The following is a 16,952-nucleotide window of genomic DNA, read 5'->3' as shown; positions in this document are numbered from 1 at the left end:
GGTCATCAGTGCAGGTTGGCTATGAGGAAAAGATGAGAGCACCAATGAGGATTGCTGAGACGAAGCAGCAGCACGTTGCCAGCGGGACGAACCGTTTAAGGAACCCAGCACCAAAGGCCCCGCCCTCCATAGCCATCAGCTTGACGTCAACGATCGGTCCGATCGCCAGGAAGGCCAGCTGGGCGGTGGGGGAGAAACTCGTCAGAGAAACAGCCATGAAGGCGTCGGCTTCTGAGCACAGGGCGACGATGACGGCTAGCAGGCTCAATACTGCTGCCTCCACTACAACGTTGATCGTCAAAGCCTGCATCCAGGCGATCGGAACACAGACCTTGACGGTGGCAGCGATCGCCGCACCAATGACGAGGAAGCCGCAGGATTGGATGAAATCGTGAGTTAGCTCGCTGCGGAAGGTCTCGGCCATTGCGGACATGGTGCGCGGTTGGTGGTCATGTAGTCCGCAGGCCTCCTCGCAGGCAGATCCCGGGGAGCCGTCATCAACCCCGCGGAGAGGACGCCCTAGCCAGATCCACCCCAAACCAATGAGGACGGCGGCCAACAATCCGGCGATGAACCGCGCTACAGCCATCCGAGGATTGACGGTGTAGGCAACCGCGGTGGCTGCTATGACGACCGGATTGATGGCCGGGGAAGCCACCATAAAGGTGAGGGCTGCGGCTGTCGGTACGCCTGCCCTGACCAAGGACTTGGTGGTGGGCACCGAGGCGCACTCGCAGGCGGGAAGGGCGATGCCGGCAAGCCCCGCGACCACTACGGCCAAGGCAGTTTGACGTGGCAGGAAACGGGCCAGAGCTTGCGGTTTGAGGAAGGCTGTTAGGGTCGATGAGATGATCGTTCCCAAGAGCAGGAAGGGTACGGCCTGTAGCCAGATACCGATGAAGATCACGAGCCAGGCATTTACCTGGGGAGGCAGCTCGCTCATATATACGGGTTCTCCGGTACCGGGATCTGGTCGATGCGTTCCACCCTGAAGCGAGTGTCGCCGTTGGGGGAACTAGGCAGGTACGTGCCGGTGACGCGGATCCACGAACCGCCGGTGGGACGAGACGAGGCTCCCACCATCGTCGTCATGAACGGCAGTGCGTCGGCCACGCAGCACCACATTTTGAGTCGGGCCAGCACCCAGGCATGAGCTGGGTCTTCTGGGGCGGCACTGACGAAGCCGATCATCGTCAATTTTCTGCCTTTAAGCGTGGCGATACCGCGGGGATCATCAGCCCGTTGCACGTAGTCGTAGATGGTGAGTTCAGCCGGATTGCCTTTGAGAGCGGGCCATTGGGCCGGTGGTGGACCCATAGGGCCGTTGCGGTCAGACCCGATGTTGTCGCCGCCGTTGTCGTATCCGCCGACGGTTTTTCCGGTCTTGGGGTCGATAGCTACCGGGGATATCGACGTAGGAGCCGCCGGTAAACCGTTATTCCACGAGCTCGAGTGAGCCGGAGATGACGAGGTGCCCCGCACTGCGGGACGGTAACTCGCCGCTCCGAGCAGGGTTAGTGGCTCTAGCGGGACGAATAATCCCAGGGCGACAGGGGCAACGATAAGTAGTCCGATCCGAGCACGATGATGCCCTGTGGTATTCGGGTGACGAACCGCGTGGGCCAGGGTCCACAAGCCCATGACCGTCAGGACCGGACACGCAACCCACAGCAGGGTCGTGATGATGGTGCCGACGAACAGGTGAACGCGGCCACTGAGCAGCAGGTAGAACCCCAGCGCAGCACAGGCCAGCAGAGTGAGACCTTCTACAGCCGTGCGCGCCCCCGGTCGGATCCTCATCCTTTGCAGTTATAGCCGCTTTGTGGCTTGACCGTTCCATTGCAGTAAGCGTGACCGGCCTGGTAACCCCCGGTGTTGAGGGACAGTTCACTGACGCTGACGATGGTCTTGCCCTTTGCTTCAAGATCCTTATAGATCTGCGGGGCGGCGTCGATTGATGCCTTCTGGATGTCGTGTTCAAGGACGATAGGTGCGGTGTACGGCAGCGCGGTCATGACGTTCTTATACGTCATCTCAGGGTTGCGGTTCTTCCAGTCTTCGCTGTCAATCTGCCACTGAATGATTGCCATGCCATTGTCCTTGGCGACCTTGTCAACAGTGTCGTTGTGAGCGCCATAGGGTGGGCGGAACAACAGCGGAGTGGCCCCGGTGAACTGCTTAATGAGCTGCGAGTTGTGCTCCAGTTCACGACGGATGCGATCCGGGGTCTTCGCCGGAAGATTCGGGTGGGTGACTGTGTGGTTGCCGATCTCCATGCCGGCGGCAGCCACCTTCTGGGCCGTATTTGGGAAGGCCATGATGCTGTTGCCCATCTCGAAGAAGGTGATCGACAACTTGAACTTCTTGATGGTGTTGAGAAGTTCTGGGGTCATGGCGCTGGGGCCATCGTCATAGGTGACTGCGACGCAGTGCAGTACCCGACAGTCCGGGCCGACGGCTGTTGGTGGGCGACCACTCGTGTCCGTGGCTTTGAGGGACTCATCTACGGGCTGGGAGGTAGTTCCAGTGAACGTGCCGGGATTTGTTGAGGCTTTCTGAGCCTGGGTGCCGAAGTTGCTGAGCATTCCCTTCGTTTTGTCGCTGGGAACGACGAGGGTGACGGCCTTATCGGTGACGACTCCCGAGGCAAAGCTGGCCAAGAGGTCACCGTTGTGGCTAAAACCGAGGGCGGGGCCGCTGCCATACGGGGCCGATTTCGCCTTGACGGCCGCGGCAATTTTTCCGCCGTCGAGGGACTGATCCTTGCCAGCATCCTGCAGCGCTGTCGTCAGGTCAGCCCATTTGTCGGGCTTGACGAGGGCGGGAGAGGAGTATGACTGCTGGGCTGCGGTCGAGTACCAGATGGTGGCCGGAATCGTCTGCTTCTTACCGGCGATAGTGGTCTGGTTGGTCACCAGCACGCCCAATGCGGCGTCATTGGAGGCAATGATCTGGGAGGTGACGTTGACGTCAGAAGCGTTTTGCTGCCAGGAATCGCGCAGCATGCGCCCTTTGACGACCTCTACTGCGGTGCTGAGGTTCCGCGCCTTTGCGAAGCGCGGGAAGATGGCCTTGACCTTCTCGGGGGCGGCATTGAAGGTGATGTCCGTTGCCCCGGCCTGAGCGGCTGGAATCTTCGCCAAGGTGGCGTTTGATACGCCAGCAGTGGAGGAACTGCCGGACTGGCTGGGGTTCTTCACATCGCTATGGGAGGAGCAGGCGCTGAGCGCTAGGCAGGTCGTGAGTGCGACGGCTGTGACCCGCAGAGGAAGGTTAGGTTTCGGCAACATGGAGGAGACCTTACCTCGTATGTGTGGCTCACCGAAGCAATGACGAGCGGGTCGTGGTGACGATGCTCAAGCCGCGCTGTAATGCCACGTGATGGTGATTTATCACTTACCTAGTGATCGTATAACGGCACCGGCTGAGCCCAGGGAATACCTGGGCTCAGCCGCTATGAGGACATCATTGAGTAGTGCTCACTTGTTGTGAGCGTTAATCCAGTTGATGATCGTATCGTCGACCTGATCTTTGACGGGCTCGTTGATGGTCTCGTGCATCAGACCTTCCCACTCGATGATCTTCTTGTCCTTAGAGCCAATGGCGTTGTACCAGTTGACGTCGAAGTACGAGGGGACGATGCCGTCGTTGGCGCCGTGCATGATAAGGGTCGGCTCGCTAAAGGATGGAGCGTTAAAGGTGTTGTACACCTGTGCGACGCCCATCTGCTTGACCATGCCGAGGCTTATGTACTTGTTGTTGAGGGGATCCTTCTTGTAGTCCTCGATGACGGCCGGGTCGGTGCAAACGCCGTTCGCCAGCGGGTTCTTGAACTGGATGAAGGCCTCGGCGGCGGTCGAGGGCAGGTGGATGGCCTTGGGATGGCGCACCGCTTGGGTCAGCAGGATGCCGTTAAAGCTGGTGAGCTTATCCATCGGCAGGAGTTGGCTGATCGTGGGTGCGGCGTTCTTCTCGGCGTCGGTGAGGTCGTGTGCGGTGACCTTCTCCGGCCCTTCGGTGTCGCGGCCCCATGGGTTGACGGCAATGCCACCACCGTTGCTCACGATGCCGGCAACGGTTCCCGGGTACTTAGCGCCGTAGGATTGGACGGCGAAACTACCCATGGAGTGCCCGAAGAGGAACACCTTTTTGCCGGCGTTTTCCTGGTGGGCGATTTGCACGAACTGGTGCACGTCGTTGACGAGGTTGCTCCAATCGTCGATGTGGCCACGTGGGATGGCGTTGTCGACGTATGGGCGCGCGCTACGACCATGCCCGCGGTGATCGAAGCGGTAGGTTGAGTAGCCGGCGTCGTTGAGACGCTTAGCCAGGTAGTCATAGCGGCCGGAGTGTTCAGCTGCGCCGTGGACGATGACGACGGCACCCTTAGCGTTGGGGACGATGTTCTTGCGGAAGAAGAGCTTGGTGCCCTACTGATCAGTGCTGGTGGTGTACCCGGTGATGAGTTTCGACTGGACGGTGGCAGTGGCCGGGGCTGGAGCTTTGTCAGCAGCCACAGCCGGAACTGTCGCTATAGAGGCTCCGGTAATAGCCATAGTGCCCGCAATGGCCAGTGCGCTCAGCTTCTTGGTGAAGGTCATGTCCCACGCTCCTTTGCATGTGATGTTTGTGCCTTAATGGCCGTAGCCTTGACACTAGATGAATGGAGGCTCATCTGATGGCTTGGGGACGTGTACGCATACGAACTTGGTTAGACGTGCATGTCAGTCAGTGTCATGTGCACATAAGTGCTGCACCTACGCATGTGAAGCGGGGACGTGACAAAGGGCTGCGGGAAAACCCGCAGCCCCATTCATGTCGGGCAACATGAGTCACATGGTCGCTCGGTTTATGGCGTTACCGTGAGAGTTAGCGATACTCAGCGGACCTGGCTGGCCGGAAGCCAAGCGGCGGACTGGAGGTCGCCGAGATGGCCGACATGCTGGATCTTCGGGGGCTGCCCCGGGATGTTAATGACGAAGCAAGCCTTGGCGGCCTTAAGGTTGTTGACGATGTCCTGAGCGAGCTGCTTGAGATCGCCGAGGGCGGTGGTGTCGCCGAAAGCCTTGAGAGCATTGTCGGTAATGATCTTGACGATCTTGGTCACGAGGGCACCCGGTTTGGCCAGCAGGCTCGGGTCCTTGAGAACGGTATCGATGATCTCCTTGGCGGAATCAACGGCCACAGCCTTGGACTTGGCGGTGCCGTCCTTGACGAGGATCTTGGCGATCTTGAGCTCGATCTGGTGACGCTCCTGGGCATTTTTCTTGAGGCAGTCGAAATCGATGTGGATCGGCAGCTTCGAGACGTTGATGCCCGGCTTGGCAGGAGCAGAGGGGGCAGGGGTGGGGGCAGGGGCCGGAGTGGCAGCGTGGGCCGGCACAGCCATGAGGGCGGTACCAGTTGCGAGGGCAGCTGCTGCTCCAGCGGCGACGAGGCGGTTCTTGATCATGGTGTGTCCTCTCTTGTCCATGAGTCGGCACCCGATGAGGTGCTCGCGCCGGCTTTGTCCGGCGGACACCACATAAAGTAGGAATAAGGGTTCTCTCAGGTCCACTTCGTAGCGAGGTTGGTGCACTTTCGTCTGTTAACGGAAGCCGAACGGCCACCATGGTGGGCAAAAAAGCCGATTAAAACGCCTCGAGAGCCCCCTCAGCTGACGAATGCGGGAGCGAGTGCACTACACGTGTGATGAAATACAAGCGTAATAAAACCTCGAACCGGACTTCGATCCGAGGCTTCTTATTCGTTGTGCGCGAGAGAGGAGTTGAACCTCCACGTCCCAAGGGACACTGGCACCTGAAGCCAGCGCGTCTGCCATTCCGCCACTCGCGCATCGGGCTCACCTGGCAAACCCAACCCAAAGATGGTAGCACGAAGATGGCATGGAAGTGAAATTGAGGGAGCTTCTCTGTTGCGCGACGCGGGGGCAGTTCATGCCATTCGAAAAATGGCTACCGAGTAGCCTTTCCCTGTGCTGTCTTTCCTCGCTGCGGCTTTCGCCCTCGGTATCGCCGGATTCGATCCGTTGGGGTCCCTGGTGCTGTTGGCAGCACTCGGGCTCGGGGTCAGGCGGCGCGGGGTCGTGACTCTCCTCGTCACCTCGGTAGGGACCTCCGCTGGTTTTGGGATTGCCGGGGTGCTTGGTCTGGGAGCGCTGCTTACTCGGTTGGGCGTCCATGGGTTCCACGTCCCCCACGTGGTGTGGGTGTGCCTCGTGACCGTCCTTGGTGTGGTGTTTGTTGCCTGGGCGGCGTGGCGATCGCGTCCGGGTGCGCCGACGAAGGATTTCGGGGGGGATACTTCTGCAGCGCCACGCTCGACGGCGCCTCGAGCTCTGGCTGTCAGCGGTCTTCTCGTAGGACTGTCGTCCCTCATCGACCCAGCGTTCTGGGCGATGCTGGTACACGCTGCTCATCTTCCGCATCAGAGCTGGGCTGTCGTCGAATCGCTAATTTGGGTCGCCTGTAGCCATAGTCTGCTGATTGTCCTGGTGATCGCGTATCTCATTGGCGGACCAGATCGTGTCGCCAGCATGGTGACGGGTATTCGAGAAAGTCACGCGGTGGCAGTCCGCCGCGGTATCTCAGCTCTTCTGGCAGCCTTCGGTATTCTTCTGCTGGCCGATGTCATTGGCGTTGTGGCCACGGGGCAGTGGTTCTTCGAGATTTAACCCGTTTAGTGCCAACGGCGGCGACGCTGACGACGTCGACCGGCACGTCCCAAGAGCCAGCCCGCCCCTAGCCCAGCAACACCTGCACCCACAGCCACGCCGATCTGAAGCGGTCCCCAGTCGCGAGTCGTCACCGCCACCGTCGACCCGTGAGGCAGGGGAGTCCCCTTTGCCTCGGCGGCACCGATGGCGTTAGTACGCTGAGCAATGCGGTCCAACGCCCCTTCCATGACTGTGCGGGTGTAGCCCATGTGAATCGGACGGCCTTGATTGAGTTCGTCCTGCCAAGTCGACTGCAAGGTGAGGATGCGTGTGAGGGCCGGTGCGGTATCGCAGACCGGATCACCCTTCATGCACACCGAATACGTTTCCGGGTATGCCTCCGCTGGAATTGCAGCTCCGGCCTTCGACATGTCGGCATCGAGGGCTTTCTGGTTGATGGAGTTTTGGCTCAGACTAAGCGTGGCTTCGATGATGGCCCGCATCTGGGCGTCACGATTAGCGCCCGGGGTGGCATTCGCGCGCTCACGTAGGTAGTAGAGGATGGCGGCCATACCAATTGCTGACTGGTCGGCGTCTCCACTGACCTCCTGGACGTTCTGGCCGGGGTAATGGTCGGGGTTTCCGACCAGGATGGCACCTGCTAGACGCTGTGGGGTGTCGGTCTGAGCAAGGGCCTGCGTGATGGCTTGTGACCCCTGGGAAAAACCAGCGAGAACCACCCATTCCTTAGGGCACTGCTTTTTCTCGGTATTAAGCAAGGCGATGAGTTTTTTGGCTCCCAGAGCTGCTGAATCGAAATATTCGGTTGATGGCATCGTGGAGTCGAAGAGCAGAGAGCTCATCGGGGTGTTCTGCAAGGTGTGGGGGTCAGCGGCCGGGTAGTTCAGGTACACCTGACGAACGGTCCCCTTGCCTCGCCACTTTTGCGCTAGGGCGTCACGGATTGACGTAATCGTGTCGCCGTACGGCGGGGTCTCCCCCGACCCTCGCACGCCTACAAACATGACCGAAGCACAGTCCATTCTCGCGGCCATGTCGGAGGACACCGGGGTCGAATCCCAGCCCATACCCGCTCCCGGGCCCCCGTCAACCGATGGCCGTGAGGTCGGGGTCTCACTGACGTACGCGGTACTGGTGGTCGTCGGAGTAGGGCTTGGCGGTGCGGCGCTGGCAGAAAGGGGCACCGAAACCAGGCCGAAAAGGACAAGGACGATGAGAAGTGCCTGCCGAACCTTCACGATGTCAGTCAAGCAGGTGCCGCGGACACCCGCGACACCTGCCTCATCGGTACAGGATGGCTCAGGACTGCTGGAAGGTTCCGGTGATTGACGCCGAGTCCAACTCGGTGGTGTGGATGGCGAAGCGCACTTGGACGTTTGCCGCCTCGTCGGGGATGTCGAGGTGTTCAGTCGGCATGGCATGGACAGTGTGGATGTAACGGTGAGCGGGGCCGGGAGGCGGACAGGCGCCGGAGTAGCCCTCCTCCTGGTAATCGTTGGTCCACTCCCGTCCCCCAGCGGGCAGCGGGCCGCCCTCGCCAAGAGAGGTGACGTCGGCCGGGATATCGGCGAGAATCCAGTGCCAGAAACCTGATCCGGTGGGGGCGTCAGGGTCGTAGATGGTGATGGCGTACGACTTGGTGCCCTCTGGGCCGGGTGTCCAACTGAGCTGGGGGCTGATGTTCTTGCCGCCCGCGTCGGCGTGGGCGTAGGCCAGTTCGATTGGCTGACCCTCGGTGATGGATGTGCTGGTGATCTTCATGGGAGTGTCCTTTCCCTGAGCGTGTGTCCATCATGCCAGCCGCCGCTACAAGGATGGAAAACCGGTTTGTAAGGCCAGACTCTGCGCTGTTTCGTGGCAACTCGGGGGGTCGCGTGCAGGTGTGCCACCAATGCGTATACCCTTTATCTTGTGCTGGTTCCCATCGTCAGGCACCAGATGTAGGGGATAACCCTTCGTGTGGCGGTGATGGGAGGCAAGAGGGAATCCGGTGGGAAACCGGAACTGCCCCGCAGCGGTAACAGGGAACGACGGCGACATCACGCACTGGCCAGCTGGCTGGGAAGCGTCGCTCGGTAGGAACCCGTCTAACGACGGAGGGCCCTGAAGTCCGAATACCTGCCAGTACCCGGGTCAACGACCCGGTACGACAACGGGCGCGCGGGACGACCCGGGGCTATCCATGCTCCACCTGTGCGCTGCTTCGAGGAGTGAGCATGTCGACGATCGTTCAACCAGACGACCAGACCATTAGTCAGCAACGCGCAGTACCGACGTCCATTCGCAAACGTGACGGCAGGGTGATCCGCTTCGACTCGACGAAGATCGTCGAGGCTGTCCGTAAGGCTTTCGTGGCATGCGGGATGGGTACCTCCGAGTTGCATGCATCTGAGGTTGCCTTGGAGGTCATGTCTCGGCTGAGCGAGATGGGCGAGGAGACCCCGGACGTTGAGACCATCCAGGATCTCGTCGAGAAGACGCTCATGGACCAGGGGCATGACGACGTCGCCAAGGCATACATCCTGTACCGACAGCGCCGCACCGTCGCCCGTGACCAGCAGTCAGCATTGATGCGCACCCTGCGCGAGATCACTTTCGCGTCCGCAGAGGAGGCTGATGCCAAGCGGGAGAACGCCAACGTTGACGGCAACTCCGCTATGGGGTCGATGCTGCGCTATGGCACCGAGTCAGCCAAACAGTTCAACTTGCTGGAGGTACTCGACCCTGCCCACGCCGCCGCCCACCGTGACGGTGACATCCATATCCACGACCTCGATTTTCTTACTCTGACAACTACCTGCTGCCAGATTAACCTCACCGACTTGTTCGAGCACGGGTTCTCCACCGGCCACGGTGTGCTGCGTGCCCCGCAGTCCATCGGGTCATACGCAGCCTTGGCTTGCATTGCCATCCAGTCCAACCAGAATGACCAGCACGGTGGTCAGGCCGTGCCAAATTTTGATCGTGACATGGCACCGGGTGTCGCCAAGACCTTTAGGCGCGCCGCCCAGACCGGTCTGGCACGAATCTTTGAGGTTCTTGGGGGCGACGAGGACAAGGTTGACGAGGTGCGGGAAGCGGCCTCGGAATGGACGTTGGAACCTGACGAGACTGGTCTTGCTGCCGAGCGCGAGCAGGTCGGGCGGCTGTTTGCTGGACTCGTCCGCGACACTGATCGCCTTGCCGAGCGGATTCGTCGTCAGGCCCTCGAAGAGACCCGACGCCAGACCTACCAGGCGATGGAGGCCCTCATCGCCAACCTCAACACCATGAACTCGCGGGCCGGAGCGCAGACGCCATTCTCGTCGATCAACTACGGTACCGACACACGCCCGGAGGCGCGGATGGTAATGCGCTGCCTGTTGGAGGCCACCGAGGCGGGGCTGGGTGGCGGGGAGACCGCGATCTTCCCGATCCAGATCTTCCGGGTACAGAAAGGGGTCAACCTCAACCCGGGCGATCCCAACTACGACCTGTTCCGGCTGGCGTGCCGGGTGAGCGCCAAGCGGCTGTTCCCGAACTTCTCCTTCCAGGATGCCCCCTTCAACGCCGAGTTCTACCGGCCTGGCCACCCCGAGACGGAAATCGCGTACATGGGTTGCCGCACTCGGGTGATGTCGAACGTGCATGACCCGTCCCGGGCCCAGACCTGGGGACGTGGAAACCTGTCGTTCACGTCGATCAACCTGCCCAGATTGGCCATCGAAGCCCATCACGACGTCGATGCCTTCTTCGCTTCGTACGACCGGATGATTGATCTGGTCATTGACCAGCTCCTCGACCGTCTCAAGATCCAATCTCACAAGCTGGTGCGCAATTTTCCCTTCCTCATGGGCCAAGGGGTATGGATCGACTCTGAGGAGCTGCGTGCCGATGACTCCGTCGCCGAGGTGCTGAAACACGGGACTCTTTCGGTGGGGTTCATCGGGCTTGCCGAGACGCTTACGGCGTTGATCGGAGTCCACCACGGTGAGTCGGAAGAAGCGCAACAGCTTGGCCTGCGGATCGTTGGTCACCTGCGGGAACGTATGGACGAGGCTGCCGAGCGCACCGGCCTGAACTTCTCGGCCCTGGCCACCCCGGCTGAGGGACTGTCGGGGCGGTTCGTCCGAATGGATCGGCAGCGCTACGGGTCGATCCCGGGAGTGACCGACCGCGAGTACTACACGAACAGCTTCCACGTGCCGGTCTGGTACCACATCGGTGCCGCAGACAAGATCGCCATCGAGGCTCCCTACCACGCCTTCACCAATGGTGGCCATATTTCCTACGTGGAGTTGTCGGGGGATCCAGCCCGCAATGTTGACGCCTTCGCAGCGATCGTGCGACACATGGCAGCCAGTGGCATCGGATACGGCTCTATCAACCATCCCGTCGACCGGGATCCACAGTGCGGCTACACCGGAATTATCGACGACGAGTGTCCCGGATGCGGTCGGGCTGAAGAATCGGGCCCCTTCGACCGGATCCGTCGCATCACTGGATATCTGGTGGGCACTTTGGATCGTTTCAACGACGCCAAGCGCGCCGAAGTCAGAGACCGCGTTAAGCACGGGTGAGGATCGCTGGGATCGAGCCGGAGTCGATCGTTGACGGCCCCGGCATCCGTTTCACGGTCTTTACCCAAGGGTGTCCGCTGCAGTGTCCTGGGTGCCATAACCCGGCGACGTGGGATCCCTGCGGTGGTCAGGAGGTCGACGTTGAGGAGGTCATCGCCGCTATGAACTCGTCGGTGTTGGCCAGTGGGCTGACCTTGTCGGGGGGAGAGGCGAGCCGTCAACCTCGTGCATGTGCAAGGTTGGCCCGCGCCGCTCATGAGATGGGGTGGGACGTGTGGTCATGGTCCGGGTACACCGTCGAGGCGTTGATGAGACAGGCACGTCGTGATGCTGAATTGGCCGACATGCTGGGCCAGATTGACGTCTTGGTTGACGGTCCCTTCCAGCTGGTCCACCGCACCCTCACCCTGCCGTGGCGGGGGAGCAGTAATCAGCGAGTGATCGACATGCCTGCCACCTTGCGAGGTGGACGGGCAGTGGAATGGGCGGACCGGGCGGGGAACCTACGGTGACTTGGTGACGAACGTCAGTCCAGCCGGGCGAACGCTCTGGTACGCAGCACTAGGTCGTCGGCCTCGTCGCACTCGTCAAGGTCAACGGTCGCGGTGATTGACCAGTCGTGGTTACCGGCTGGGTCGTCGATGATCTGACGAACTAGCCATATCCGGCTGTCGCGTCGTCTCGATTCGTTTTCGATCATGAACAGACCGGGAGCGCGGGCGTCAGGCCCATCGTTGATCTCGTCGTGCTCGTCCCAGTAGGTGCCCAGAGTGTCCTCCCAAGCGGTGGTCGTCATGGCCGACCGTTCGGGTTCGAGGGCTCCCAAAGCTTCGAAGTCGTCGTCGGCAGCCAGGATCACCTTGCGGAACATCGCATTGCGCACCATGACGGTGAAGGCTCGTTGGTTGGACGTGAACGTCCGCGCCGGGCGGACCTCCTCGGGTTCCTCGTCGAGGGGATGGGTGAGGTCCTCCCATTCGTCGATGAGGGAGGAATCGGTGGAGCGGACAACCTCGCCGAGCCACGAAATGACGTCACTCAGTTCGTCGGTGCGCTCGGACTCGGGCACTGTCTGGCGCAGCGCCCGGTAGGCGTCGGTGAGATAGCGCAGCACGAGCCCCTCACTGCGTTGCACCTTGTAGTGGGCACAGAACTCGCCAAAGGTCATGGCGCGTTCGTACATGTCGCGTACCACCGACTTGGGTTGCAGGGCGTCGGCGGGGACCCACGGGTGGCTCGGGGCGAAAATATCGAACAGGGCGTTCAGAGTGTCTTCAAGGGGGCGGGGCCACTCGATCTCCTCGACGGCGGCCATCCGGTCCTCGTAGTCGTAGCCGTCCTCTTTCATGTGCGCGATGGCCTCACCGCGGGCGGCGTGCTGTTGGGCGATGAGGACGGTCATCGGATTATCGAGGGTGGCCTCGATAACACTGACGACGTCAAGGGCGTGGCTGGGGGAATCCGGGTCGAGGGTCGCAACGGCCTCGCTGGCGAAGGCCGAAAGTGGTTGGTTGAGAGCAAAGTCGTCCTGCAGCGCCTCGTTCATGGCAAATCGGCGGCCCCCAGGTGTGGGTACCTCGAGGCGATGGACAACCTCGGAGCGCAACAAAGACAGCCCAATTTGGACTGCTCGGCGGTAGAGACGACGTCGTTCAGCGACGGCCGGGGTGGCGGCCTCGACAAGGTGCTGGACGGCCCGGGCGGTGTCCTCGTCACGCTGCAACAGGTTGAGCAGCATCGCCTCGGTGATTCTCATGCGAGCATGGAGGGTCTCCGGGGTGGATTCGATGAGCTTAGTGAAGTTTTCCTCGGAGTAGTTGACGAATCCTTCCGGTGGCTTGTGACGCTGTACTTTGCGACGTTTCTTGGGGTCGTCACCGGCCTTGGCAAGGGCTTTGTGGTTGGCGATGACGTGCTCGGGTGCCTGCGCGACGACGTAGCCGACGGTGTCGAATCCGGCACGTCCAGCTCTCCCGGCGATCTGGTGAAACTCGCGGGACTTGAGGACGCGGGTGCGTCGGCCGTCAAATTTCGTCAGGGATGTGAACATGACGGTTCGAATTGGCACGTTGATCCCGACGCCGAGGGTGTCGGTGCCGCAGATGACCTTGAGTTTGCCCTGCTGGGCGAGAGTTTCGATGAGGCGGCGGTATTTCGGCAGCATTCCGGCATGGTGGATGCCGATCCCGGCGGTGATGAACTTGCGCACCGTCGATCCGAACCCCTTCGCGAAGCGGAAACCGGCGATCTCAGCGGCGATGGCGTGTCGCTCTTCGGTGCTCACCAACTTCATTGACGTCATGGATTGGGCACGTTCTACGGCCTGTTTCTGGGAGGGGTGGACGATGTAAACCGGGGCTTTCTGATCGGCCACGAGTTCCTCGATGGCTTCGTGGTCGGGTTTCATAGACCACGAGTACTCCAGCGGGACGGGGCGGACGACCCCGGTGATGACGCTGGTGGGGCGCCCGGTGGCGGTCGTCAGGCCGACGGAGAGGTCGGAGACGTCACCGAGAGTGGCGCTCATGATGATCTGTTGGGCCTGGGGAAGCTCGGACAGTGGCACTTGCCAGGCCCAGCCGCGGTCGGGGTCGCCGACGAAGTGGAACTCATCCATGACGACCTGGTCGATGCTGGCGTGATGGCCCTCGCGCAGAGCGATGTTAGCGAGGATCTCGGCGGTGCAGCAGATGATGGGGGCGTCTGCGTTGACCGAGGCATCCCCGGTGACCATGCCGACGTTGGCGGCTCCGAAGATCTCGCACAGGCTGAAGAATTTCTCGCTGACGAGAGCCTTGATGGGGGCGGTGTAGTAGGAGCGCCCGCCGGCTGCGACGCACGCGAAGTGGGCGGCGGTAGCGATGAGGGATTTCCCGGATCCGGTCGGGGTAGTGACAATGACGTGATTCCCCGCCAGGATTTCCAGTATTGCCTCTTCTTGGTGCTCGTACATCGAGATGCCGTCGGCGGCGACGGCGCGCTCGATGTGGTCTAGCGCCATGTCGGCGTCGAGGGGGCGGGCACCGGGAGAGTCCCAGCCCGGTTGACGTTCCCCGCGGTCGGTAGTGACGGGGGCACGACCGTCAACCATGTCGTCAAGGGCTTCGGCCAGTCGCACGGTGTCTCCTTGGGGCGGACGATTCAGAAGGGGCTGTGCCCAATGTAGTGGCGGCCTCCGACGAGTGTGGCGGTCGGTGAATACGCACTGTGGATCCCGAGATAATCTCGGGACCCACAGCATGGTGAACGATGGGTTGCGTCTGAACTGGTGAATCAGTGAGCAGTTGGAGTGCGAGTTTCAGCGCTGATGAACCATGCCTGCTGTTCAAGCTGCTGGATGAGGCCGTGCAGGATGTCAGCGGAGGTGGGGTCCTCTTCGTCAACCTGATCGTGGACCTCACGCATAGTGCCGGTCACGGACTCGATTGAAGCGGTGACGACCTTGATGGCGTCGTGGGTCAGCACCTCGCCCTGAGGGGATTCCGGCAGGGTGGTGCTCGCAGCTACGACTGCGGGACGACCGTCTGGGGAGGCGTGAAGGGCACGCATACGCTCAGCGATCTCGTCAGCGCCCTCACGGGCAATTTCGACGACCTCGTCGAGGTTGAGGTGGAGGTCACGGAAGTTGGGGCCGACGATATTCCAGTGGGCATGTTTGCCGACCAACTCCAAGGCGATGAAGTCAACGAGAACCTTTTGAAGGTTCGCGGCAAGGGTTTCGGAGGCCTTGAAACCGGATTCAGCGTTTTCGAGCTTAGTAGTCGTCTGTCCAGCAGGATTCGGAACATTTACGGTGTTAGCCATGCAACATCTCCTTCGTTCGGGGTGGCCAAGAGCCGACCACCGGCGTACATATAGGGCAACACGGGCCGAACGTGTGTTATTCCATCCCAGACACGAAAAATGTGGGCGGCCGAGTGCTGGTCGCTCTTTGTGTCGGCTAGATGCCCCTCATAGGGCATGATGTGACTTATGAGCGCAGAGGTTGACGATTTGGGCCGCACTGATGATCGACTGACTTTTCCCGACGAAGTGGTGGCGGGAAAGATCATCGCGGTACTTCCTGACGTTCCCGCAGCTGACCTTATGGCTCCTGTTGAAGCGATGATTCAGGAGAAGGTGCGCGTTTTTGCCCTCCCGGTCGCTGATGCTGAGCGTCGTCGCGCTGTGCTGAGGATTTACCGTCGCCGCGCCGTCGTTGGTGTCCATGGCGTGATGACTGTCGAGGACGTTCAGGGGCTTGTTGACGATAAGGTCTCTTTTGCCCTCCCGGTGGCCGCAAACCGTGAGGTTCTTGATGCTCTGCGTCAGGCTGGTATCCCCGCCGCCCCCGACGCTCTGACCCCTAACGAGGTACGGGCTGCCTGGGGCGCTGGTGCTGACGCCGTCCAAGTTGCCCCGGCTGACATGGGCTCGGCTAGCTACGGCGATATCCTCACCCGAATGGCTCCCGGGGCTGCCCTCATTCCGCGCGGTGGCGTTGGCTCCTATGCGCTGCGACGCTGGCTAGCCGCAGGTGCCCTTGCGGTCTGTCTTGACGACGTCCTCGTCGGGGATGCTTGTGAGGACGGTATCGTCTCGGCCCTGCGTGAGCGCTGCCGTTCGGTCTTGCAGGTTGTTGCAGACGCGGACGCCTGATCGCACGTGGTCAGTGGGTGACGCGTCAATGGGTGACGCCTTTAGTGCGAGTCAGGGCCATCCCACTCGTCGAAGAGGGAGTTGCCATCCCCCTCGTCGCTGGAATGGACGTTGTCGCCGCGGCGGCGGGTCAAGGAGCCGAGGAGGACACCGAGCAGCAGAACCCCGATGACTCCCGCGAGGATGAGAATCGGTTTGCGCCCACCGAAGGCGTCCACGACGCTACGTCGCGCTGTTGGAATAGGGCTAGTCGACGTCTTAGGGATCCGGCCGTCCGGGGATTCCTCACTGTCATGAGTGGCGACCGGGGTGCTGGGTGACGACGGGGTGGGCGTCACGCTGGTTGGCGTAGGGGAGGGGGTGAGTGTTGGAGTAGGAGTCGGGCTGGCTGACTTCACCTGCACCGTTACCGCCTGTTGCGAAACTCCATACCGGGAATCGACCAATTTGACCGTGACCGTGAGTGGGCCGTTTGGGGCATCCAGCGGCACCTGGAACGCGGCTTGATAATTGCCCTGGGAGTCGGTGGGGGCCGTTAATGCCGCCTGGCCGTCAGTACCGAGCAGAATCGCTACGTGGCTGTCGGTGACCCGACGGTGAGTGGGAAGGGTCACTGTCCCGTTGACATTGAGTAATGCTCCCGGGGCGGCGGTTGTCGGTTTCACGGCTGCGGTGAGGACAGTGGGTTGGGCAGCGATTGAGAAAGTGCCGCTTGCTGAGGCTGCCCCGACCCCTTCGGTGCCGTCGAAGGTGGCGGACAACTCGTGGGCGCCAGCTTGCATAGTGGGAGGCAACCGGAAGGTGCCAGACCACGATCCGTTGTCGTGTGTCACGCCGACGGCAAGGGGCTTTCCATCTACTGCCAGGTTGATGAGGGCCCCTGAAACCGGTTGCTTGGTGTGGGTTCGTAATGCCCCTTTGACCTGCACGGTGCCCGACCGGTCGAGGGACGCGTTCATCGTCAGGTTGCCAGGAGGCGTGGCTCCCGGAGGCGCAGCATGGGCAGCTGAAACCGACCAAGGCGTGGGGGTAGGACATACCGGCGGGGTCAGGATTGACGTCGAGATGACGAGAACCGA

The 16,952-nt window shown here is 61.3% G+C and carries 15 protein-coding genes, 1 tRNA gene and 1 riboswitch; of the genes, 4 read left to right on the top strand and 12 right to left on the bottom strand.

Going from position 1 to position 16,952, the window contains the following annotated elements; genetic code table 11:
* Positions 1-19: 19 nt before the first annotated feature.
* The 7 genes from CPA42_RS11350 to CPA42_RS11325 all read right to left on the bottom strand — a co-directional run bounded on the left by CPA42_RS11350 (position 20) and on the right by CPA42_RS11325 (position 5,835).
* Positions 20-943, bottom strand: a complete 924-nt coding sequence (locus CPA42_RS11350; protein ID WP_002516276.1) for a permease — start codon at positions 941-943, stop codon at positions 20-22.
* On the bottom strand, positions 940-1,800 hold the full coding sequence (locus tag CPA42_RS11345; RefSeq protein ID WP_002516297.1) for a TIGR03943 family putative permease subunit: 861 nt from the start codon (positions 1,798-1,800) through the stop codon (positions 940-942). The genes CPA42_RS11350 and CPA42_RS11345 overlap by 4 nt, the downstream gene beginning before the upstream one ends.
* The gene (locus CPA42_RS11340) at positions 1,797-3,290 is read right to left on the bottom strand and encodes a polysaccharide deacetylase family protein (protein ID WP_002516237.1); all 1,494 of its coding nucleotides are present in this window, start codon (positions 3,288-3,290) and stop codon (positions 1,797-1,799) included. The genes CPA42_RS11345 and CPA42_RS11340 overlap by 4 nt, the downstream gene beginning before the upstream one ends.
* A 189-nt stretch (positions 3,291-3,479) precedes the next feature.
* Positions 3,480-4,373, bottom strand: a complete 894-nt coding sequence (locus tag CPA42_RS11335; RefSeq protein WP_230618329.1) for an alpha/beta hydrolase — start codon at positions 4,371-4,373, stop codon at positions 3,480-3,482.
* A gap of 57 nt (positions 4,374-4,430) precedes the next feature.
* Positions 4,431-4,601 carry a hypothetical protein gene (locus CPA42_RS12970; RefSeq protein WP_002516172.1) on the bottom strand — a complete coding sequence of 57 codons (171 nt, stop codon included), beginning with the start codon at positions 4,599-4,601 and terminating at the stop codon, positions 4,431-4,433.
* 278 nt (positions 4,602-4,879) lie between these two features.
* Positions 4,880-5,473, bottom strand: coding sequence for a hypothetical protein (locus tag CPA42_RS11330; RefSeq protein WP_002519526.1), 594 nt, complete (start codon positions 5,471-5,473; stop codon positions 4,880-4,882).
* 279 nt (positions 5,474-5,752) lie between these two features.
* Positions 5,753-5,835 (bottom strand) — tRNA-Leu (locus CPA42_RS11325).
* Between the two features lie 139 nt (positions 5,836-5,974).
* On the opposite strand from CPA42_RS11325, the gene CPA42_RS11320 reads away from it, so the two are divergent.
* Entirely contained in the window at positions 5,975-6,673 is a 699-nt protein-coding gene (locus tag CPA42_RS11320) for a membrane protein (RefSeq protein WP_002514571.1), read from the top strand.
* A 5-nt stretch (positions 6,674-6,678) separates the two neighbouring features.
* Here CPA42_RS11320 and CPA42_RS11315 read toward each other — a convergent pair whose 3' ends face one another.
* Both CPA42_RS11315 and CPA42_RS11310 read right to left on the bottom strand, forming a co-directional pair.
* On the bottom strand, positions 6,679-7,743 hold the full coding sequence (locus CPA42_RS11315) for a cutinase family protein (protein WP_002519525.1): 1,065 nt from the start codon (positions 7,741-7,743) through the stop codon (positions 6,679-6,681).
* Positions 7,744-7,975: 232 nt separating this feature from the next.
* A complete protein-coding gene (locus CPA42_RS11310; protein ID WP_002516260.1) occupies positions 7,976-8,437 on the bottom strand; it encodes a YbhB/YbcL family Raf kinase inhibitor-like protein in 462 nt (153 codons plus the stop codon).
* A gap of 185 nt (positions 8,438-8,622) precedes the next feature.
* Positions 8,623-8,816: riboswitch (cobalamin riboswitch) on the top strand.
* A gap of 76 nt (positions 8,817-8,892) precedes the next feature.
* Between CPA42_RS11310 and CPA42_RS11305 the strand changes: the two genes are divergently transcribed.
* Both CPA42_RS11305 and nrdG read left to right on the top strand, forming a co-directional pair.
* A complete protein-coding gene (locus CPA42_RS11305) occupies positions 8,893-11,235 on the top strand; it encodes an anaerobic ribonucleoside triphosphate reductase (protein ID WP_002516369.1) in 2,343 nt (780 codons plus the stop codon).
* On the top strand, positions 11,232-11,747 hold the full coding sequence (gene nrdG / locus CPA42_RS11300; RefSeq protein WP_002516264.1) for an anaerobic ribonucleoside-triphosphate reductase activating protein: 516 nt from the start codon (positions 11,232-11,234) through the stop codon (positions 11,745-11,747). The genes CPA42_RS11305 and nrdG overlap by 4 nt, the downstream gene beginning before the upstream one ends.
* Positions 11,748-11,761: 14 nt before the next feature.
* Here the strand turns inward: nrdG and CPA42_RS11295 are convergent, their stop codons facing one another.
* Together CPA42_RS11295 and CPA42_RS11290 are read right to left on the bottom strand one after the other, a co-directional pair.
* Positions 11,762-14,353, bottom strand: a complete 2,592-nt coding sequence (locus tag CPA42_RS11295) for a DEAD/DEAH box helicase (RefSeq protein WP_002516313.1) — start codon at positions 14,351-14,353, stop codon at positions 11,762-11,764.
* A gap of 155 nt (positions 14,354-14,508) precedes the next feature.
* Positions 14,509-15,039 (bottom strand): Dps family protein, encoded by a 531-nt coding sequence (locus CPA42_RS11290; protein ID WP_002516345.1) that lies wholly within the window; start codon positions 15,037-15,039, stop codon positions 14,509-14,511.
* A gap of 168 nt (positions 15,040-15,207) precedes the next feature.
* On the opposite strand from CPA42_RS11290, the gene CPA42_RS11285 reads away from it, so the two are divergent.
* Positions 15,208-15,873 (top strand): bifunctional 4-hydroxy-2-oxoglutarate aldolase/2-dehydro-3-deoxy-phosphogluconate aldolase, encoded by a 666-nt coding sequence (locus CPA42_RS11285; RefSeq protein ID WP_002516229.1) that lies wholly within the window; start codon positions 15,208-15,210, stop codon positions 15,871-15,873.
* Positions 15,874-15,914: 41 nt separating this feature from the next.
* Here CPA42_RS11285 and CPA42_RS11280 read toward each other — a convergent pair whose 3' ends face one another.
* The gene (locus CPA42_RS11280; protein WP_002522601.1) at positions 15,915-16,832 is read right to left on the bottom strand and encodes a hypothetical protein; all 918 of its coding nucleotides are present in this window, start codon (positions 16,830-16,832) and stop codon (positions 15,915-15,917) included.
* Positions 16,833-16,952: the final 120 nt, after the last annotated feature.

The organism is Cutibacterium acnes (assembly GCF_003030305.1).
GTDB lineage: Bacteria > Actinomycetota > Actinomycetes > Propionibacteriales > Propionibacteriaceae > Cutibacterium > Cutibacterium acnes.
Note: the sequence above shows the minus strand (reverse complement) of the source record. Positions and strands in the feature narration are given on the sequence as shown.